We start from the raw sequence: 20,917 nt of genomic DNA on the forward strand, positions 1-20,917 counted from the left end.
ATGGCAGAAAAGAAATTAGGTGCTCAAACAGTAAAATTTAAAAATCCTCCTTCCATAATTGCAGGAGGTACAATTGTAGGTCCAAAAGAGGGAGAAGGTCCTTTGAGAGATTATTTTGACATGATTTTGATAGATGACACGTATGGAGAAAAAAGCTGGGAGAAGGCAGAGTCTAAAATGTTTCAGGATGCCGTGAACTTGGCTCTTAAGAAGGCAAATTTAAAAATTTCTGATATTGACTACCTTTTAGGAGGGGACCTCTTGAATCAGATTATAAGTGCTAATTTTGCGGCAAGGCAGTTAAATGTACCTCACTTTGGGCTTTATGGAGCTTGTTCCACTATGACCGAAGGTTTAACTCTTGGAGCGATGTTAATTGACGGTGGGTATGCGGATTATGTGATAGCCGCTACTTCTAGCCATTTTTCCACCGCAGAAAGGCAGTTTAGGTATCCGCTTGAACAGGGGATTCAAAGGCCTTTCACTTCGCAGTGGACTGTAACTGGAGCTGGTGCAACTATTTTGGCATCTACAGGCGAAGGACCGTATATAACGCATGCTACAACTGGGAAAGTCGTTGACCTCGGCATGAAGGACGCTAATAACATGGGTGCTGCCATGGCACCTGCAGCAGCAGATACTATAATAACTCACTTCAAGGATACGGGATTTACCATAGAAGACTATGACTTAATTATGACAGGAGATATGGGGAGAGTAGGGAGAGACATACTTTTAGAATTGCTTTATAAAGAAGGGTTTGACATTGCCGATAAGTATAAAGACTGCGGGATAGAAATTTTTTATGAGTCTCAGGACGTTCACTCGGGAGGAAGTGGGGCAGCCTGTTCAGCCGTTGTTTTAAATGGATGGTTGCTTTCCCAAATAAGAAATGGAGTATATAAAAAAGTGCTTTTTATGGCAACAGGAGCATTATTATCTCCCACCAGTACCTATCAGGGTGAATCTATTCCAGGGATTGCCCATGCAATAACAATATCTACAATACTTTCTTAGGAGGTAGCTATGGATTATATCAGAGCTTTTTTGATGGGCGGTTTAATTTGTGCCATCGCACAAATTTTGATAGATAAGACAAAATTGACTCCTGCAAGAATACTTGTAACATATGTTACACTTGGAGCTATTCTCGGAGGGATAGGAGTCTATAAAAAATTGATCGACATAGGAGGAGCTGGAGCTACTATTCCTCTTTTAGGTTTTGGGAACTCTTTAGCACAGGGAGTGATAAAGGCCGTAGAAAAGGACGGGTTGATTGGAGCTTTTACTGGAGGACTTACGGCTACAGCAGGAGGGATTTCTGCTGCTATATTTTTCGGATACATTTTTGCTCTCATGTTTAACCCTAAAACTAAGAAATAGAGTCTTAGTTTCGGTTTGTTGACAAAATTAGAGAAGTGGCATTTTGTGTGTAAATGCGACTTGTTACAAAGCGGTAACAAAACTTAGCGAGCTTGAGGAGCGAAGGCGGGGCGAGCGAAAGCGAGCGGCCACGTTGAGCCTGAAAGGCGAATTGGCCGGGACCCCGCCTAAGCCCTCAAGCGAGCCATAGTTTTGTCGCTTTGTAACTCTGGAGCATTAACACAAAATGCCACTTAAATGAGAGGGTCTTTGTCAACAGTCTAAAACTAAGAAGTAGAGTCTTAGTTTTAGCTTTTTTTTATTTTAGGCTGTGATATAATATAAAGAGTAAGGGGAAATTTAGGTAAAAAGGGTGGTTGTTTGCGCATACAAATTGAAGGCAAAGAATTGATCTCATATTTAAAAGAAATTTCACAAAAAGTAGGTGTAAAGTCATATATAGTTGGAGGGGTTGTGAGGGATTTTTTACTAGGGGTTGAAAACTGGGACATCGATGTAGTAGTAGAGGGAAATGGAATAGATTTTGCTTATGAGTTAAATGAATATATAAAGGGCGAATTGATAGAATATCCAGCTTTTAAAACTGCTACTATTAAAAAAAGTGGCATTTCAATCGATGTAATTTCTGCCAGAAGAGAATATTACGATTATCCAGCAGCCTTGCCCAGGATTGAATTTGCTGATATATATGAAGATATGAGAAGAAGAGACTTCACTATTAACACTTTGGCTTACGATGTGCTGGAGAAAAAGATACTTGACTATTTTGGGGGAATCGAAGATTTAAAAAAAGGGATAATAAGGGTTCTCCATGAAAAGAGCTTTATAGATGACCCCACGAGGATATTTAGGGCTATAAGATATTCTGTGAGATATTCTTTTGAAATTGAAGCTAATACAGAGGCTTTGATGAAAGATTCCATAAAAAATATTTCCCTCTTATCAGAAGACAGGATAAGGAATGAACTTTTTTTAATACTAAAAGAACCTAAAGCAAAGGAAATGATAGAAAAAGTTATAGAATATGGGATTGATAAAGTAATCTTTAAAGATGTTCCTGTAAATGTAGATAAGCTAGATGTTTTTGTTGAAGATTTAGACTTAAGTTTATTCCGTCTTCTAATATTGTTTTATAAAATTGCTGAAAAAGACGTGGAAAAAGTGCAGAAGGCTTTAAAGTTGAACAAAGAACATTTGAAAGCTCTTAGAGAACTAATTTTTTTAAGGGAAGAGATAAAATACAGAAGGTGGATTAGAAAATTAAGAGAAACATTGGAAAGCGCTAGAAATGAAGTGCTGAAAGTTCTCGAAGTCATGGAAGGAGATAAGGCGAAAAAAATAATTGAAAGCAAGCCTTATATAAAAGGAAAAGACATTAAAAACTTGGGAGTTTCACCTGGCCCTTTATACGGAGAATTGCTGGATGAGGTATTTAAAGCTAAACTTGAAGGAAGACTGAAAAGCAAAGAAGAAGAGATTTCGTTTGTGAAGAACATCTTACGAGTTGGAAAGGAGAATACAAGTTGCTGCTAGATTTTATATACAGAATTCCAGCTTTGCTTTTGGCGATGAGTTTTCACGAGTTCAGCCATGGATATGTGGCTGACAGGCTAGGAGACCCTACTCCGCGGCAAAGCGGAAGGCTAACGTTAAATCCTATAGCTCACATAGACCCCATTGGACTTTTAATGCTCTGGATTTTAAAGTTTGGATGGGCGAAGCCTGTTCCAATAAATCCGCTTTACTTCAAGGATAGAAGAAAGGGAGTGTTTCTCGTAGCTTTGGCAGGCCCCTTGTCTAATGTTTTACTAGCGATCGTCACCAGGATTTTATTAGTGCCATTTGGGCATGTCCCTGTTCTGGCACCCATACTATATTTACTGTACGTTTACAATTTAATTTTTGCTGCTTTTAATATAATTCCCGTTCCTCCTTTAGACGGTTCAAAAGTGCTGTGGAGCTTGCTTCCTCCAAGGGAGGCTTATGTAATTTCCCAGTATGAAATGTACGGACAGGTCCTCCTGCTTGTCTTAGTATTTACAGGAATTATTGGCAAAGTTATGTGGCCTCTCATAAACGGACTTGACTATTTCATAACTCTCTTACTAAAACCTTTTGGGGTGTAGAAATGTACACAGTAAAACTAGAAATTTTTGAAGGACCTTTTGATCTTTTGTTTCATTTGATTGAAAAAAACGAAATAGATTTGATGGACATTCCCATATCTATAATATTAGACCAATATATGGAGTACATAAGAAGTCTGCAAGAAATGGACCTTGACGTAGCTTCGGAATTTATAGTGATGGCTGCTACGCTGGTGGAAATCAAGTCGAGGATGCTTCTACCGAAATTTAGATTGGAAGAAGAAGCAGAAAAAATAGAAGAGGACCCGAGAGAAGAACTTGTAAAGCAACTTATAGAGTACAAAAAATACAAAGAAATTGCGCAGCTTTTAAGCGGAATTTGCGGGATAAACCGCAGGTTTTTTAAAGAGGAGCCAGATTTAAATTATATAGACAAAAGAGTAGCTTTAAACTATTCGGTTGAAGATATAGTAAATGTGTACAGAAAAATTCTTGAAAGAAATAAAGAAAAAGAAAATAAAATTGAGATAAAGAAGGAAGAATATACAGTAGTAAGCAAAATTAAAGAACTGCTGACCTATCTTGTGAAAAAGCCTGCTCTATGGTTTAGTGAAATTGTAAGAAAAAGTAGAAGCAAGTTAGAAGTGGTGGTATCTTTTGTTGCCCTTTTAGAGCTCATAAAACTAAACAGAGTAGCGGCAGAGCAGCAAACAGCTTATGGGGATATATTTATTAGATTTTTAGGAAGAGAAGGGAGAAAACATGACCCAGGAAGGCAAGATTGAAGCTATCCTCTTTGCAGCAGGACAAGCAGTAAAAATAAGGACTCTTGCAGAAGCATTAGAAGTTACTGAAGAAGAAGTAAGGGAGTTGCTTAAAAGGTTAAAGGAAGAATATGTAAAGAATCATAGAGGAATAGACATAGTGATTTTTGAAGATAAAGTTGAGATGTGCACTAACGATTCGTACGGAGACATTGTAAGAAAGGCTTTGAAGATGGAAATAACCCAAGGGTTATCTCAGGCAGCTCTAGAGGTTTTAGCGATAATTGCCTATAACCAGCCTATTACAAAAGCAGAAATTGAAAGAATAAGAGGAGTAAGAAGTGATAAACCTATCAATACCTTATTGGAATACAATTTGATAAAAGAAAGCGGAAGAGCTTCATCTCCAGGTAGACCTATTCTCTATTCAACTACAGAGGATTTTTTGAAATACTTTGGCATATCTTCTTTAAAAGAATTGCCCGAAATTGAACCTACTTCTTAGTTTTAAATGTTTATTCGGGCATTTTATAGAGGTGGAATGATGAAATATATATCTTTTGGCCTTCTAGTTTTTATTTTTTTAGTTGCCTTCTATTTTTTGCCTCTCAAAGTGAAAGTCAAAAGCAGGAAGGAAGGAGGAACTATTTCCCTGGAAATAGAAATAAATATATTTTTTGTAAAACTATTGAGATTTAATTTGCATTCTTTTGAAGGCAGTAAGAGTAGCGTTTTGAAAGTTCTGGGGATAAATTTAAATATAGAAAAAAGAGGGAAAGACCTTTACAAGAAAAGTAGAGAGAGTTTAGGAATAAGTGTAAAAAACATGGGTTTTTTTGAAATTTTGAGGATTTTTAAAGATATGCTAAAAGGAACTGTAGTATATAGATTTTACCTTGCCATAAAGGTTGGACTGGAAGATGCAGCTTACACAGCTATTCTGACAGGTTCGCTGTGGGGAATGGTATACACAGCCATTATGCCCTTTTATAACAACGCAAAATTTTTAAACCCTCCAGAGGTGCATATCATGCCTATCTATGGAGAAAACAGAGTAGAGGGAGATTTAATTTGCATATTTAAGACGAGCTGTGGTAATATTATTATTAATGGAATGAAGTTGTGGAATAATTTAAAGGGGAGGTGAAAAGATGAGTGACCACCCAATAGATGCCCTGATGAAAACCACAATGGAAAGCTTAAAGGACATGATTGATGTAAATACTATCGTAGGAGATGCAGTAGAGGCTCCTGATGGAACTATAATAATTCCAATTTCAAGGGTCACTTTTGGTTTTGCTGCAGGAGGAGGAGAGATAAACCTTTCTAAAGGAGATAAAAAAGGTACTGATCAAGAATCTTCTCAGAGTATGCCTTTTGCTGGAGGAAGCGGAGCAGGAGTATCTGTACAGCCGGTGGCGTTCATGGTAGTAGGACAAGGACAAATTAGGCTTTTACCTGTCACTCAGAGCGCTATGTTAGAGAGAATTATAGATTTGACTCCTAAACTTTTAGAAGAAATTCAGAATCTCTTTAGCAAGGGGAAAACGGCAAAAAAACCTCAGAGTCAAATCATTACTACTGGAAATGATGTTTAAAAGTGGGGGAACCCACTTTTTTGTATATACAGGGGAGTTGAAATATGAAGAAATATTTTTCTTTGCTTTTAATTTTGATGTTTTTTGTCACTTTTTCTAAAGTTTATGGAAGTGATATTCCCTCTGTTTCTGCGAAGGCTGCCATAGTTATGGACCAGAATACAGGTAGAGTCTTGTATGAAAAGAATGCCCATTTGAAATTACCAATGGCCAGCACTACTAAAATAATGACGCTTCTTATAGCTTTAGAGAGAGGAAATTTAAATGACATTGTGACGGTGAGTCAAAAGGCAGCGAGTGTGGGAGGTTCTTCTATCTGGCTTTCTCCTGGAGAAAAAATAGATATGGAAAGCCTGCTCTACGGTATCATGTTAAATTCAGGAAATGACGCTGCGACTGCTATAGCGGAACATATTGGAGGAACTGTAGAGAATTTTGTTGAGATGATGAATCAAAAGGCGAAAGAGATAGGGGCTTACAATACACATTTTGTAACGCCATCAGGGCTTGACATTGGCATTGATGACCATTACACGACTGCTTATGACCTGGCACTCATAACAAGATATGCTTTTTTAAATTATCCTAAATTTGCAGAGATTGTGTCAACAAAAGAAAAGACGATTCCATGGGAAGGAAAAGAGTGGGACAGGTATTTGAGAAATAAAAATAAGCTTTTGTGGATATACGAAGGAGCTGATGGCGTAAAGACAGGATTTACTAATAAAGCTGGAAGGTGCCTTGTTTCTTCGGCTACCAGAGAGGGGCGGAGGTTTATTGCAGTAGTTTTAAACAGTCCCCCTATGTGGGAAGACTCCATGAAAATTCTAGATTACGCATTTTCTAGATTCAAGCCTTTTAAGGTATTTGAAAGAAATGATGTGGTGAAAAAGGTAAAAGTGGAAAAAGGAAAAATAGAAGAAATTGAAGTTGCAGTAGAAAAAGATTGTATCATACCTGTCTCTGAGGAAGAAATTGGGAAAGTTAATCTAGAGTTTCACATTCCTGATAAGTTAGAAGCTCCAATCAAAAAAGGGGAAAAAATAGGGCATGTAGTTGTAAAAATAGGGGAGGAGAAAGTCTGCGAGGTTAATTGCCTTTCTTTTCAAGAAGTGGATAGGCAAGATTTTGTGTACAATTTTAAAAGGATAATAAAAAAGTGGATTGAAATTTTTAACCCCTCTTGACTTTTCAAGAGGAGTCAGTTTGTTGACAAAGTCCTTCTTATTTAAGTGGCATTTTGTGTTAATGCTCCAGAGTTGCAAAGCGACTAAACTAAGGCTCACTTTTCGGGCTCAGGCGGGGTACCGGCCAATTCGCCTTTCAGGCTCAGGTGGCCGCTCGCTTTGCTCGCCCCGCCTTCGCTCCTCAAGTTCGCCAAGTTTAGTTACCGCTTTGACAACAAGTCGCATTTACACACAAAATGCCACTTCTTTATTTTGTCAACAGTCTGCTCCTCTTGACTTTTCAAGAGGGGTTTTATTTTGTAATAGTTTTGAACCTCCGAGAATATTTTATTAATGTAAAAATCGGAGGTGAACAAATTGGCAAATAGGCTGGAATGCGTAGATGCAGGGACAGAATATTGCCCCTGCTACTTGGCTGAACTTAATGAATGCATAGTGTGCTCTCAACTTCAGGGAAAGAAATTTTGCGATTGCAATTGGAGGGGGGTATGCATTTTTCAGGAATTTGTGTGGGCTGGTTACAAGGCAAAGGCCACTAGGAGTACCGTTTTTTCTAAAGTTGTAAAGAGGGAAGAGATAAACGACGAGGTGATAGTTCTTACTCTCAAAGTGCCCAATAAAATGGCTAGGGACCTGAATGAACCTGGTTCTTTTGTTTTTATAAGAGGCTATTTGAGTCCTTCTTTTTTCGACACACCTATGTCTGTAATGTGGGCAGACGAGGTGGAGGGAATTATTAAGATAGCTGTTCAGGTAACTGGACCTAAGACAAAGCTTATTGCTAACGCGAAAGAGGGGCAAGAGGTGTACATAAGAGGACCTTACTGGAATGGGATGTTTGGTCACAGGTACATAAAAGGGACACATAATTCTAAGGCTTTAGTAGTTTTAAGAGGGATTGCTCAAGCACCTGGAGTGATTGTAATCTTAAAACTAATTCAAAATAAAAACAAAGTCATCGTACTTTTAGATAAAGGAAAAGTTAAGGCCAATTTTATAAAAGACTACCTTGAAAAACTTGACATAGCTTTCGTAGAGATAGACCTTTTAACAGAAGAAGGGCAGAGGATTCTAAAAGAATTCATAAAGGACAAAGAGATCACTGTTGTCTACAGCGGAGGGTCTGATGAACAGCATCTAAACATTTTAGAGTATTTAGATACATACAACAGTGAAGCGTATTTAGCTGTGTCTAATAATAACAAGATATGCTGCGGAGAAGGGATATGTGGGAGCTGTGAAATTGAAATAGAGGGACAAAAGATGAGAACCTGTAAAGTCCAGGTAGATATAAGAAAAGCATTGGAAAGGAAGATGCTGCGTGGTTAAAGTGGTGGTCATTGGTGGAGGATGGGCAGGATGTGCTGCTGCCTTGGCGGCGAGGAAAGCCGGTGCAGAGGTTGTGTTATTAGAAAAAACTGACATGCTTTTAGGGTGTGGTTTGGTTGGAGGAATAATGAGGAACAACGGCAGATACACTGCTGCGGAGGAATTGATATATTTAGGTTGCAGCGAACTTATAGAAATAACTGACAAAGCTGCAAGACACGTAAACGTCAATTTTCCAGGGCATCGCCATGCCAGCCTTTACGACGTGACAATGGTAGAGCCGATGGTTAAAGAGATGCTGCTTAAAAAGGGTGTGACGATAAAACTGATGGCCAGAGCTACTGATGTGGTGATGGAAAGCAAAAGGCGGATAAAAGGAATAGTGCTAGCAGATGACACTGTAGAGTATGGAGATGTCTTTGTAGAAGCTACAGGTTCCACGGGACCTATGGGTAACTGCTTAAGATATGGAAATGGATGTGCTATGTGTATTTTGCGCTGCCCTTCCTTTGGACCTCGCATAAGCATAAGTTATAGGGCAGGTGTAGAGGACATCTTAGGAATGAGGGCAGATGAGGTATACGGTGCTTTTAGCGGCTCTACCAAGCTTAGCAAAGAATCTCTAAGCCCTGAAATAAGAGAAAGGCTTGAAAAAGAGGGGGTAGTAATATTGCCTGTTCCGAAGGAAGATGTCAATATGGAAAAATTAAATTTAAAGGTATGTCAACAATACGCATTGCCAGAATACGCAGAAAATGTTATACTATTAGATACTGGATATGTGAAATTGATGACTCCTTTTTATCCTTTGGAAAAGCTAAGAAAAATTCCTGGGCTTGAGAGGGCAAGATATGACGACCCTTACTCTGGAGGCAAAGGAAATTCAGTCAGGTATCTCTCTATGGCCCCTAGAGATAACTCTATGAGAGTGATAGGCCTGGATAACCTACTTTGTGCAGGGGAAAAATCAGGCCTTTTCACAGGCCATACAGAAGCCATGGTTACTGGATGTCTTGCAGGACACAACAGCGTGAGGGTTGCCCTAGGGATGCCTACTTTAGAGCTTCCTAGGAATCTAGCCTCAGGGGATTTAATTGCCTACGCAAATGAAAGTATAAGGACTAAAGAGGGCCTCAAGAAAAGATATACTTTTGCAGGTGCGGAGTACTTTGAAAGGATGAAACAACTTGGCCTTTACACCACTGACACGGAAGCAATAAAGAAGAAAGTTATGAAAGATAACTTGTTAGGAATTTACGAAGAAAAATTGGTGTAAAATAAAATAGGGTGACAACAAATGGTAAGATTGCAAAAATACCTAGCAGAATGTGGTATAGCTTCAAGGAGAAAATGTGAGGAGTATATCTTACAAGGACGGGTAAAAGTAAATGGAAAAGTTGTGAAAGAATTAGGTACAAAAATAGACCCGGATGTTGACATAATCGAATTTGATGATAAAATTGTGAGAAGAGAAGAAAAGAAAGTGTATATAATGCTCTACAAGCCAGCAGGATATATCACTTCTGTAAAGGACCCTTTTGGCAGACCTACTGTTTTGGACCTAGTGAAGGTAAAAGAAAGGATATATCCTGTTGGCCGTCTTGACTTTGATACTTCTGGTTTGCTTCTTCTTACAAACGACGGAGAATTGGCAAATATATTGATGCACCCAAAACACGAAATAGTCAAGACTTATGTGGCCAAGATTAAAGGGATTCCTACAAAAGAAGAAATGGAAAGGTTTGAAAATGGGTTGATTATTGACGGAAGGAAAACGGCAAAAGCTAAAATACGCATTTTGAATGTAAAAAATGGGACAAGCGTGGTTGAGATACAGATCCACGAAGGGAGAAACAGACAAGTGAAAAAGATGTGTAAAGCGATTGGACATCCCGTCATAGCTCTTAAAAGGACAAAGATAGGTGAACTAGAATTAAAAGGTTTAAAGCCGGGAGAATGGCGTTATTTAACAGAAGATGAGATAAGATATTTAAAAAGCCTGAGGTGAATTATGTTTCATTTGAGATTTGCCAAAAGAGAAGACTTTCCCAAAATTGAAAAATTGGCAAAAGAATGTGGGGTAACTTCCGATTTGGATTTTTTGAGTGAAATTTTTATGATTGCAGAAGATTCTATTCCTTTTGGATTTATTTCTATGAGTATAAAAGATGATACAGTTTATATAACCAATTTTGTGCTGCTTCCTTCTCATAGAGACAAAAATCTTGAAAATTTGATAATAAGAGTGATATTAAACCACGCTTTAGACATGGGGCTTGAAAGGGCAGCTACTGACCTTAAGGCTTGGGAGGATTTTTTTTGTGAGATTGGCTTTGTGAGAGAAGGAAATTTTCAAGTTGTCAATTTAAAAAATTTTTTTAAAGAATAAAAATTACTGGAGGTGCTTTTGGTGGAACTTTGGTTTACAGAACATCAAGATGAAAATTTGAGATTTTCTATTAAGGTAAAGGAGACGCTAGTTGTTGAAAAAACTCCTTATCAGCATCTAGCAATTTTGGACAGCTATCAATTTGGGAGGGTTTTAGTACTGGATGGAATCCTCCAGACTACGGAAAAAGACGAATTTGTGTACCATGAAATGATAGTCCATGTGCCTTTATTTACCCATAAAAATCCTAAAGATGTGCTTATAATAGGAGGAGGAGATGGAGGTTCAGCAAGGGAGGTTTTGAAGCATTCATCTGTTGAGAGGGTTGTTTTGGCTGAAATTGATGAGGCAGTTATAAGAAACTCAAAAAAATATTTGCCTACCATAAGCAGTGCTCTAGATGACCCCAGAGTAGAAATAATGATTGGAGATGGGATAAAATATGTCAATGAGCATAAAAACGAATTTGATGTAGTAATTGTTGACTCCACTGACCCAATAGGGCCTGCAGTAGGACTTTTCACTTCAGACTTTTACAGAGCCGTATACGAGTGCCTCAGAGAAGATGGAATTATTGTAGCTCAAACAGAATCGCCTTTTATATACGGAAAACTGATTAACAAAATAAGCAAGATGTTCAAGGAGATTTATCCGATAACAAAAGCTTACATTGCTACAGTTCCCACATATCCCGGTAGCTTGTGGACATTTACAATGGGTTCTAAAAAATATGACCCAGAGGAAGTCGATATAAATTCTATACCTAGAATTCAAACCAAGTATTATACACCGGAAATCCATAAGGCGGCTTTTGTGCTTCCTAAATTTGTAAAAGATATTTTTGATGAGGTGTAAAATGGGAGAGAGAGTAAATTTCATAGATACAGGAAAGTTTTTAACCGCTACTAAGGAATATGAGGAGGCAGACATTGTCTTGGTAGGGGTACCTATGGATTACAGCGTCAGCTTTAAGCCTGGTACCCGCTTTGGTCCTTCTTCTATAAGGCAGGCCTCCTATGGGCTTGAAACTTACAGCGTTTACCTTGACAGGCGCTTAGAAGACAAAAAAATATGTGATTTGGGAGATTTGGTGCTGCCTTATGGAAATATAGAGAAAAGCTTGAGATTAATTGAGGAAGTTGCTGAAAAAATAGTCAAAGATGGAAAAAAGGGCATTTTCTTAGGCGGAGAGCATTTGATTACTTATGGGATTTTAAAAAGTTATATAAAAAAATACGGAGATAAGTTGGCTATTTTACACTTTGACGCTCACACAGACCTAAGAGAAGAATTTTTTGATGAGCCCTATTCCCACGCTACTGTATTAAGAAAAGTATGGGAACTAAGCCCTAAAGTTAAAATATATCACTTTGGCATAAGGTCTGGAGAAAAAGAGGAGTTTGAATTTGCCGAAAAAAATACAAATATGTTTTTGTATGAGGTGGTAGAACCTCTAAAAAATGTGATGAAGGAGATAAAAGAAAATTTTATATACATAACCTTTGATATAGACGTATTAGATCCTGCTTTTGCACCAGGGACTGGAACGCCAGAACCCGGTGGGATAACGGCAAAAGAGGCCTTAGAAGCCATCCACCTTTTAAAAGATTTTAATGTGATAGGGATGGATTTAGTAGAAGTATCTCCTCCTTATGACGTCGCAGGTATTACATCTATACTTGCGGCAAAACTTGTAAGAGAAGCTATTCTCTCTTTCTTTTAAGTTTGGGGCCAAAAAGGCCTTTTTTTATTTTGACTTTTTTAGTATAATATATTAGGAGGAGGTATTAATATGAGCAATAAAGTTAAAATAACAGAAACAGTTCTAAGAGATGCCCATCAGTCTTTGATGGCTACTCGCATGACTACAGAGGAAATGCTGCCTATTGCAGAAAAGCTTGATAAGGTGGGATATCATTCTCTTGAGGTTTGGGGAGGAGCTACCTTTGATGCTTGTCTCAGGTTTTTAAATGAAGACCCGTGGGAAAGGCTGCGGGAGTTAAAAAAGAGGATAAAAAATACACCCCTGCAAATGCTTTTAAGAGGGCAAAATCTGGTAGGATACAGACATTATCCGGATGACATTGTAGAAAAATTTATAGAAAATGCTGTAGCTAATGGAATAGACATAATAAGGATCTTTGATGCTTTAAATGATGTGAGGAACCTAGAAGTTGCCATAAAGGCGACAAAAAGGGTAGGAGCCCATGCGCAAGGGACTCTTGTCTATACTATAAGCCCTGTCCACACTATAGACCACTACATAAGAGTGGCAAAAGAACTGGTAGAATTAGGTGTAGATTCTATCTGCATAAAAGACATGTCGGGCATATTGAGCCCTTATGTAGCCTATGAACTGGTGAAGAGGCTCAAAGAGACAGTTAATGTTCCCATACAGCTGCACAGCCATTACACGAGTGGAATGGCTTCCATGACTTATTTAAAAGCCATAGAAGCAGGGGTAGATGCGATAGATACAGCAATTTCTCCTTTAGCCTTGGGCACTTCTCAGCCTGCTACAGAGACCATGGTGGCAGCTTTGAAGGGAACTCAATATGATACAGGGCTTGACCTTGAACTTCTCTCAGAAATTGCTTCATATTTTAAGGAAGTAAAACGAAATCACTATAAAGAAACAGAGTTTTCAATGGTTATGGGAGTTGACACAGATGTCCTTGTATATCAAGTGCCAGGAGGAATGCTTTCAAACCTCATTGCCCAGTTAAAAGAGCAGAAAGCTCTTGATAAGTATGAGGAAGTTTTAAAAGAAATTCCAAAAGTAAGGGAAGACTTAGGTTATCCGCCTCTGGTCACTCCCATGAGCCAGATGGTGGGAACTCAGGCGGTTTTAAATGTGATAACTGGTGAGAGGTATAAAATGGTTCCAAAAGAAGTAAAGGATTATGTGAAGGGATTGTACGGGAGGCCTCCTGCGCCCATTTCCGAAGAAGTAAAGAGAAAAATAATAGGGGATGAAGAGACAATAAAGGTGAGGCCAGCAGACCTCTTAAAGCCCCAATTTGAAGAGGCCAAAGAAGAGATAAAAGAGTATTACGAACAAGAAGAAGATGTATTAACATATGTCCTCTTCCCACAAATAGCCAAAAAATTTTTTGAATACAGAAGAGCAAGGAAATACTATATAGATTCGACACTTATCAATTCAGAGTACATGACATATCCTGTTTGATTTGTATTTTGGCTTCCCTCCTGTAACACATCTTTTCATAATTCATAACATGTATTAGAAAGTTTAAAGGAGGGAAGCCTAATGACAATAGATGGATACAGCCCTTATTACCCGCATCATCCTCACCCCGAACATTGCAGGAGTTTTTATACCGTGCAGCCCGGGGATTCGATGTGGTCCATTGCAAATAAATTCGGAATAAGCCTTGATTGTTTAATTAAGGCAAATCCCCAAATAAGAGACCCAAATTTGATATATCCTGGACAGCAGATTTGCATACCTTTCTATTGTCCACCCGTCTCTTATGAACAGTGCAGGACAATTTACACGGTAAGGCCTGGGGATTCTCTGTGGTCAATAGCTAACATGTTTGGGGTGAGTTTAGATTGCCTTATCAAGGCGAATCCGCAAATATCTGACCCAAATTTAATATATCCTGGGCAGCAAATTTGCATACCTTTCTACTGCCCACCGCCGTCTCCTCAAACCTGCAGAACTATATACACTGCTAAAGCAGGTGATAGTCTGTGGTCAATCGCCAACATGTTTGGAGTAAGTTTAGAGGCTTTAATCAAGGCAAATCCTCAAATTCCAGACCCTAACTTGATATATCCAGGACAACAGATATGTATTCCGTAAAAGAGCGCCTTTGTGCGCCTTTTTATTTTATTGCCTCTTTTTTCAGTTTATAATAAAATGGATATGATACAAAAGATTTGGAGGAGATGAAAAATGGGAAAAACCTCAGTACTGCTCACAAATGACGATGGAGTACAGGCAAAGGGGATACTCTACTTAGCAGAATATTTGAAAGAAAACGGATTTGATGTAGTAGTTGTAGCTCCAGAAAAAGAAAGAAGTGCCATAAGTCATGCAATAACGCTTCACAAACCTTTGAGACTAAAACCCGTTAGAGAAGAAGAAAATTTACGCATATATGCGATAAATGGAACCCCTTCCGATTGCGTCAAGATGGGGATTGAAGTTGTGATGGAGAAAAATCCTGATATCATAATTTCTGGAATAAACAATGGACTAAACATGGGCACAGACATATTGTACTCTGGCACAGTTTCTGCTGCTATAGAGGGGGCACTTTATGGCATACCTGCTCTTGCCGTATCTTTAGAAGAAGACGGAGACTTTGAAGAACAGCGCATGTACATTTTTTTAAAAAAATTGATAGAGAAAGTCTTGGAAGAAGGATTGCCAAAAAACACTTTATTAAATGTTAACATCCCAGATTTTAGAAAAGGAATTAATGGAATAAGAATTACAATTTTAGGAAAAAGAATTTACACAGAGACTTTTCAAAAGAACTACGACCCTAGGGGAAAAGAGTATTATTGGATGGCCGGTAAAATTTCGGAAATTGACAATGACGAAAGAACAGATATTGTTTCAGTCAAAAAAGGTTACATTTCGATTACTCCCATTCATTTTGACCTTACAGACTATGAGGCAGTTAAGAAATTGAGTTCCTGGAAAATTGACATATAATTTTAAATATTCTAAATGACGCAAGACTTGTATCAAAAATATTCTTGACAGTTGCTATTCATTTTATGAAGGAATTTTTGTTTTTTTATAGAATATATATATTGCGAAAAAATTGAGATGAAGGTGATATATTGGAGAAAAAACTGGTAATAATCGAAGATTGGTGCAAAGGTTGCGGTATCTGTGTCGAGTTTTGCCCTGTGAGAGTACTTGAGATAAAAGATGGCAAAGTAAGGCTAATAGATGAGGACAGGTGCATTAAATGCGGACTGTGTGAGATGAGATGTCCCGATTTTGCTATTTATTTAGAGGTGAAGAAAGATGTCGAGGGTGTTAATGCAGGGAAATGAGGCAGTAGTGGAAGGCGCTATAAGAGCCGGGATGAGGTTTTATGCAGGGTATCCAATAACTCCTTCTACTGAAATTGCCGAATTGTGCGCCGAGAAGCTTCCTTTTGTAGGCGGGAAATTCATTCAGATGGAAGATGAGATTGCCAGCATGGCTGCAATAATCGGCGCATCACTGGCTGGGTTAAAAGCCATGACAGCCACATCAGGGCCTGGGTTTTCTTTGATGCAGGAGAATATAGGCTTTGCAGCAATGGCGGAGGTTCCATGCGTAGTGGTGGATGTGCAGAGGATGGGTCCCAGCACAGGTATGCCCACATCACCTGCGCAGGGAGATGTAATGCAGTCAAGATGGGGAACTCATGGAGACCATTCCATAATAGTTTTATCGCCATCCTCAGTAAAAGAAGCCTATTATGTCACAATACAGGCTTTTAATCTGTCAGAAAAGTACAGGACTCCTGTTGTAATCCTCATGGATGAAGTGATAGGTCATCTGAGGGAGACGGTAAATTTAGACGAGTACGGGGATATTGAAATAATTGAAAGAAAAATCCCAGAGGATATAGAAAATTACCTTCCCTACAAAGATATAGAAAATGGAGTTGCTCCTTTAATTCCCTTTGGAAAGGGAGTAAGATACCACGTCACGGGACTTGTGCACAATGAAAAAGGCCTTCCCACAAATGACACAAAAATTGCGGAGAGACTAATAAAAAGATTGGTTGACAAAATAGAAAAAAACAAGGAAGACATAGTCATGTACAAGGAAAAAGGCGAAAAAGAAGGAGACATTCTCTTTATCTCTTTTGGTTCAACATCAAGGGCAGTAGAAGCAGCAGAAGAAGAACTTAAGAAAGAGGGCTTTAAAGTTGGCATTTTTAGACCAATAACAATATGGCCTTTTCCTGACACAAGACTTAGAAAGATATACCCTAAATTCAGAAAAATATTTGTAGTAGAGATGAATAGAGGGCAGCTATACTACGAAGTGGACAGGGTAGTAAAGAGGGAAGGGGAGGTAGAGAATATAAACAAGGCGAACGGGGAATTTTTTACTCCTTGTGAAATTGTAGAGAAGGTAAAGGAGAGAATAAAAAATGGCTTCTAGGCTTGTGGAGGAATACTTCAGAAAGGAAACGTTACCAAACATATGGTGCCCAGGCTGTAGCAATGGAATAGTGACAATGGCAATAGTGAGAGCGATAGACAACTTAAAAATTGGCAAAGACAAAGTGGTAGTAGTATCAGGGATAGGATGTTCTTCAAGGGCTTCAGGTTACTTAGACTTTAACACCTTACACACCACTCACGGCAGGGCAATAGCTTTTGCCACAGGAGTAAAATTTGCAAATCCAGAACTTACGGTGATAGTGATAACAGGGGACGGGGACAATGCGGCTATAGGTGGAAACCATTTCATCCACGCAGCGAGGAGGAACATAGACATAACGGTCGTCATGTACAACAACCACATATACGGCATGACAGGAGGTCAGGCATCACCTACAATACCAAGGTACGATAAAGCCACAACAGCACCCTATGGCAGCATAGACAGGGATTTTGACATATGCAAATTGGCTATAGGTGCAGGAGCAACTTATGTGGCCAGAGGCACAGCCTATCACGTACAGCAGCTTGTCAAACTTATAGAAAAAGGGATTTCCCACAAAGGCTTTTCTTTCATTAAAGCCATGAGCATATGCCCCACCTACTATGGCAGAAGGAACAAAAAGGGAAGCCCAGCAGACATGTTGAAGTGGCTTAAAGATAATTCGATTGACATAAACAAGGCAGCTAAAATGAAGCCGGAAGAATTGGAAGGCAAGATAATAATAGGCGAATTTGTAAACATAGAGGCTCCTGAGTACACAGAAGAGTATCAAAAGATGGTAGAGAGATTGAAGGTGAGTGTAAAATGAGGTCGCTTGAAATAAGGTTAGGAGGGTCTGGAGGACAGGGGTTAATTCTTGCAGGAATAATTTTGGCAGAAGCGGCAATACTGGATGGGAAGGTAAGCGTGCAGAGCCAATCCTATGGGCCTGAGGCGAGAGGAGGTTCCAGCAAAGCAGAGGTAATAATAAGCGATGGACCCATTGTGTATCCAAAAGTTTTAAAGCCAGATGTACTGCTGGCTTTGACGAGTTCTGCCTATAAAAGCTATAAAGAGGATGTAAAAGAGACAGGGCTTATAATAGTTGACGATTCTGTAGAGGTAGAAAAAGAGAGCAAAGTAAAGACATTGAAATTTCCGATATTAAGGACAGCACAGGAAGTTGTAGGAAAAGCATATGTTGCCAATATAGTCTCTCTAGGTGTTATAGCAGAGCTTACAAAGATAGTTAGTGAAGAATCTTTAGAAAAAGCTGTTTTAAAGAGAGTGCCGGCTGGCACGGAAGAACTTAACAGAAAAGCTTTAGAAGAGGGTTTTAAGTTGGGGAAGGTGGAAGATAAATGGGTAGAGCAGATGATTTGATAAAAAGGATACAGGACAACTATGCGAAGCTTTCTAAAAGCCAAAAGATAATTGCTGAGTACATCATTAACCACTACGACAAAGCAGCTTTTATGACAGCAGCTAAACTTGGAGCTACTATAAATATAAGCGAGTCCACTGTTGTCAGATTTGCGAATGCTTTAGGGTATAATGGATATCCTGAACTGCAAAATGCACTCCAAGAGCTTATAAAAACTAAATTGACTACTGTCCAAAGGCTAGAGATGACAGAAGAAAAAGATGAGATAGCTGTTTTAAATAACGTTTTAAAATCTGATATAGAAAACATAAAAGAGACTCTTCACGAGATAGATAAAGAAGATTTTAAAAAAGTCGTTTCAAAAATTCTGGAGGCTTCTAAGATTTATATAGTCGCTTCTAGAAGCTCTATAGTAATTGCTGAATACCTGGCTTTTTACCTCAATCTAATTCGCGGAAATGTCTCTGTTGTAAAGCCTGGAGTTTCAGACGTATTTGAGCAGATTTTAAGAGTTGGCGAAAATGACCTTGTAATAGGTATAGGTTTTCCCAGGTATTCCAAGAGAACAGTAGAAGTATTAAAATACGCAAAAACTCAAAGGGCTAAAATTGTGGCTATCACAGACAGCTTAATTTCGCCTTTGACCTCTGTGGCAGATGAGGTTTTAATTGCTAAAAGCCACATGGCTTCTTTTGTGGATTCTCTTGTGGCGCCTTTGAGCTTGGTCAATGCTCTTGTGGTAGCAGTGGGATTAAAAGAAAGGGAAAAAGTGGCTGATACTTTTGAAAAACTGGAGAGCATCTGGGATGAATATGGCGTATATATTTCAAAGCAAGGCTAAAAATTTGATTTTAAAATAAAGAATAGGAGGATGAAAAATGTCCACAGAATCATTAAATCCATTGGTAATTGCTCAAAAGCAAATAAAGAAAGCTTGTGACATTTTAGGAGTTGAGGAGTCAGTTTACGAGCTTTTGAAAGAGCCAATGAGAGTTCTGGAGGTTTCCATCCCTGTGCAAATGGACGATGGAAGCATAAAAGTCTTCAAGGGATATAGATCGCAGCACAACGATGCACTAGGTCCTACAAAAGGAGGAATAAGATTCCATCCGGATGTGACTTTAGATGAAGTAAAAGCTTTATCCATGTGGATGACCTTTAAATGCGGAGTAGTAGGTCTTCCCTATGGCGGAGCTAAAGGTGGAGTGGTTGTAAATCCAAAAGAACTCTCCAATGATGAACTTCAGAGGCTGAGCAGGGGTTATATAAGGGCTATAGCAAGCATAATAGGACCTGAAAAAGACATACCAGCTCCTGATGTTGGAACAAACGCCCAGATTATGGCTTGGATGGTAGATGAATACAATAAAATTGTGGGTTACAACAGCCCTGCTGTGATTACGGGAAAACCCCTCATTTACGGCGGTTCAAAAGGGAGAGTGGCAGCTACAGGCTACGGAGTTGCTCTAATGGCAAGGGAAGCAGTAAAACGTTTAAACATGGATTTTAAGGACTGTACTGTAGCAATTCAGGGGTTTGGAAATGTTGGAAGCCATGCCGGTTTAAGTCTCCAGAGGTTAGGAGCTAAAATTATAGCAGTGAGCGATGTGTACGGAGGAATATACAATGAAAAAGGAATTGATGCAGAGAAGTTAGTAGAACATGTAAACAAAACAGGAACTGTGTGCAATTTTGAGGGAACCACTCCCATCACAAATGAAGAGCTTTTGACGATGAAGGTGGACATATTAGTGTTGGCAGCTTTAGAAAACCAGATTACCTCTGCTAATGCAAATGAAGTAAAGGCAAAGATAATATGTGAAGGTGCTAACGGACCCACAACTCCAGAAGCCGACAAGATACTTTCTGAAAAAGGTGTTTTTGTAGTGCCTGATATACTTGCTAATTCTGGAGGAGTCATAGTCTCTTACTTTGAGTGGGTACAGAATTTGATGAACTATTACTGGACTGAGAAAGAAGTAGAAGAGAGGCAGGAAATCATGATGGTAAATGCTTTTAACTCTATATATGATTTAGCACAGCAGTATAAAGTAGACATGAGAACTGCAGCCTACATGATTTCAATAAAGAGAGTATATGAGGCCATGAAAGTCAGAGGTTGGCTGTAAAGACCTTCGTTGAAGGTCTCGGTTTGTTGACAAAATTAGAGAAGTGGCATTTTGTGTGTAAATGCGACTTGTTACAAAGCGGTAACAAAACTTAGCGAGCTTGAGGAGCGAAGGCGGGGCGAGCGAAAGCGAGCGGCCACGTTGAGCCTGAAAGGCGAATTGGCCGGGACCCCGCCTAAGCCCTCAAGCGAGCCTTAGTTTTGTCCCTTTGTAACTCTGGAGCATTAACACAAAATGCCACTTAAATGAGAGGGACTTTGTCAACAGTCTAAGACCTTCGTTGAAGGTCTCAGACTGTTGACAAAATATCGGGAACCCGTTATTATGAGAAGGGTTCCTTGTTTTTTATGAAGCAAAAGAGGAGAGGAGAAGGAAGATGTTATCAAAGAAACAGGATGCAAGACATCAAATAGAATTTGTAAGCATAGATCAATTGGTACCAAAAGATCACCTTTTAAGGAAGATAGAAAGAGTTATAGATTTTAGTTTCATATACGATTTAGTAAAAGACAAATATTCCGAAGATCACGGCAG

25 protein-coding genes are annotated in these 20,917 nt (G+C 38.9%); all 25 read left to right on the forward strand.

What is annotated here, in order from left to right; translation table 11 throughout:
* Positions 1–1,017: a stage V sporulation protein AD gene (gene spoVAD / locus EV203_RS01425; RefSeq protein ID WP_009610273.1), complete on the forward strand. Its 1,017-nt coding sequence runs from the start codon at positions 1–3 to the stop codon at positions 1,015–1,017.
* A 9-nt stretch (positions 1,018–1,026) separates the two neighbouring features.
* Complete coding sequence (gene spoVAE / locus EV203_RS01430; RefSeq protein ID WP_011025627.1) at positions 1,027–1,383, forward strand: stage V sporulation protein AE; 357 nt, start codon at positions 1,027–1,029, stop codon at positions 1,381–1,383.
* 360 nt (positions 1,384–1,743) lie between these two features.
* Positions 1,744–2,916, forward strand: coding sequence for a CCA tRNA nucleotidyltransferase (locus EV203_RS01435; RefSeq protein ID WP_132038940.1), 1,173 nt, complete (start codon positions 1,744–1,746; stop codon positions 2,914–2,916).
* A 35-nt stretch (positions 2,917–2,951) separates the two neighbouring features.
* Positions 2,952–3,509, forward strand: a complete 558-nt coding sequence (locus EV203_RS01440) for a site-2 protease family protein (protein WP_009610270.1) — start codon at positions 2,952–2,954, stop codon at positions 3,507–3,509.
* A 2-nt stretch (positions 3,510–3,511) separates the two neighbouring features.
* Positions 3,512–4,255, forward strand: a complete 744-nt coding sequence (locus EV203_RS01445; protein ID WP_009610254.1) for a segregation and condensation protein A — start codon at positions 3,512–3,514, stop codon at positions 4,253–4,255.
* Complete coding sequence (scpB, locus tag EV203_RS01450) at positions 4,233–4,739, forward strand: SMC-Scp complex subunit ScpB (protein WP_011025629.1); 507 nt, start codon at positions 4,233–4,235, stop codon at positions 4,737–4,739. The genes EV203_RS01445 and scpB overlap by 23 nt, the downstream gene beginning before the upstream one ends.
* Positions 4,740–4,778: 39 nt before the next feature.
* A complete protein-coding gene (locus tag EV203_RS01455) occupies positions 4,779–5,381 on the forward strand; it encodes a DUF2953 domain-containing protein (protein ID WP_132038941.1) in 603 nt (200 codons plus the stop codon).
* A gap of 4 nt (positions 5,382–5,385) precedes the next feature.
* Complete coding sequence (gene ytfJ / locus EV203_RS01460) at positions 5,386–5,832, forward strand: GerW family sporulation protein (RefSeq protein WP_043883967.1); 447 nt, start codon at positions 5,386–5,388, stop codon at positions 5,830–5,832.
* Positions 5,833–5,876: 44 nt separating this feature from the next.
* Positions 5,877–7,019: a D-alanyl-D-alanine carboxypeptidase family protein gene (locus EV203_RS01465; RefSeq protein WP_132038942.1), complete on the forward strand. Its 1,143-nt coding sequence runs from the start codon at positions 5,877–5,879 to the stop codon at positions 7,017–7,019.
* 357 nt (positions 7,020–7,376) lie between these two features.
* Positions 7,377–8,348 carry a sulfide/dihydroorotate dehydrogenase-like FAD/NAD-binding protein gene (locus EV203_RS01470; RefSeq protein ID WP_043883966.1) on the forward strand — a complete coding sequence of 324 codons (972 nt, stop codon included), beginning with the start codon at positions 7,377–7,379 and terminating at the stop codon, positions 8,346–8,348.
* Positions 8,341–9,624 (forward strand): FAD-dependent oxidoreductase, encoded by a 1,284-nt coding sequence (locus tag EV203_RS01475; protein WP_132038943.1) that lies wholly within the window; start codon positions 8,341–8,343, stop codon positions 9,622–9,624. Before EV203_RS01470 ends, EV203_RS01475 begins: the two co-directional genes overlap by 8 nt.
* A 21-nt stretch (positions 9,625–9,645) precedes the next feature.
* Entirely contained in the window at positions 9,646–10,356 is a 711-nt protein-coding gene (locus tag EV203_RS01480) for a pseudouridine synthase (RefSeq protein WP_009610272.1), read from the forward strand.
* A 3-nt stretch (positions 10,357–10,359) separates the two neighbouring features.
* Entirely contained in the window at positions 10,360–10,737 is a 378-nt protein-coding gene (locus EV203_RS01485) for a GNAT family N-acetyltransferase (protein ID WP_011025634.1), read from the forward strand.
* Positions 10,738–10,758: 21 nt separating this feature from the next.
* The gene (gene speE / locus EV203_RS01490; RefSeq protein ID WP_132038944.1) at positions 10,759–11,592 is read left to right on the forward strand and encodes a polyamine aminopropyltransferase; all 834 of its coding nucleotides are present in this window, start codon (positions 10,759–10,761) and stop codon (positions 11,590–11,592) included.
* A gap of 1 nt (position 11,593) precedes the next feature.
* Positions 11,594–12,460, forward strand: coding sequence for an agmatinase (gene speB / locus EV203_RS01495; RefSeq protein ID WP_041587156.1), 867 nt, complete (start codon positions 11,594–11,596; stop codon positions 12,458–12,460).
* A 69-nt stretch (positions 12,461–12,529) separates the two neighbouring features.
* Positions 12,530–13,927 (forward strand): oxaloacetate decarboxylase subunit alpha, encoded by a 1,398-nt coding sequence (locus tag EV203_RS01500; RefSeq protein ID WP_132038945.1) that lies wholly within the window; start codon positions 12,530–12,532, stop codon positions 13,925–13,927.
* A gap of 81 nt (positions 13,928–14,008) precedes the next feature.
* Positions 14,009–14,566 (forward strand): SafA/ExsA family spore coat assembly protein, encoded by a 558-nt coding sequence (gene safA, locus EV203_RS01505; protein ID WP_132038946.1) that lies wholly within the window; start codon positions 14,009–14,011, stop codon positions 14,564–14,566.
* A gap of 93 nt (positions 14,567–14,659) precedes the next feature.
* On the forward strand, positions 14,660–15,427 hold the full coding sequence (gene surE, locus EV203_RS01510) for a 5'/3'-nucleotidase SurE (protein WP_009610237.1): 768 nt from the start codon (positions 14,660–14,662) through the stop codon (positions 15,425–15,427).
* Between the two features lie 128 nt (positions 15,428–15,555).
* The gene (locus tag EV203_RS01515; RefSeq protein WP_100525969.1) at positions 15,556–15,777 is read left to right on the forward strand and encodes an indolepyruvate ferredoxin oxidoreductase subunit alpha; all 222 of its coding nucleotides are present in this window, start codon (positions 15,556–15,558) and stop codon (positions 15,775–15,777) included.
* Positions 15,749–16,885, forward strand: a complete 1,137-nt coding sequence (locus tag EV203_RS01520; protein WP_132038947.1) for a 2-oxoacid:acceptor oxidoreductase subunit alpha — start codon at positions 15,749–15,751, stop codon at positions 16,883–16,885. The genes EV203_RS01515 and EV203_RS01520 overlap by 29 nt, the downstream gene beginning before the upstream one ends.
* Positions 16,875–17,699, forward strand: a complete 825-nt coding sequence (locus tag EV203_RS01525; RefSeq protein ID WP_132038948.1) for a 2-oxoacid:ferredoxin oxidoreductase subunit beta — start codon at positions 16,875–16,877, stop codon at positions 17,697–17,699. Before EV203_RS01520 ends, EV203_RS01525 begins: the two co-directional genes overlap by 11 nt.
* Entirely contained in the window at positions 17,696–18,253 is a 558-nt protein-coding gene (locus EV203_RS01530) for a 2-oxoacid:acceptor oxidoreductase family protein (protein ID WP_132038949.1), read from the forward strand. Before EV203_RS01525 ends, EV203_RS01530 begins: the two co-directional genes overlap by 4 nt.
* Positions 18,232–19,095, forward strand: coding sequence for a MurR/RpiR family transcriptional regulator (locus tag EV203_RS01535; protein ID WP_009610264.1), 864 nt, complete (start codon positions 18,232–18,234; stop codon positions 19,093–19,095). Before EV203_RS01530 ends, EV203_RS01535 begins: the two co-directional genes overlap by 22 nt.
* Positions 19,096–19,132: 37 nt before the next feature.
* Complete coding sequence (locus EV203_RS01540) at positions 19,133–20,383, forward strand: Glu/Leu/Phe/Val family dehydrogenase (protein WP_009610260.1); 1,251 nt, start codon at positions 19,133–19,135, stop codon at positions 20,381–20,383.
* A gap of 376 nt (positions 20,384–20,759) precedes the next feature.
* Positions 20,760–20,917, forward strand: a 158-nt coding sequence (locus EV203_RS01545) for a transposase (protein ID WP_481752965.1), incomplete at its 3' end; no start/stop codon positions are given.

Source organism: Caldanaerobacter subterraneus (assembly GCF_004345675.1).
In the GTDB taxonomy this organism is placed as follows: domain Bacteria; phylum Bacillota; class Thermoanaerobacteria; order Thermoanaerobacterales; family Thermoanaerobacteraceae; genus Thermoanaerobacter; species Thermoanaerobacter subterraneus.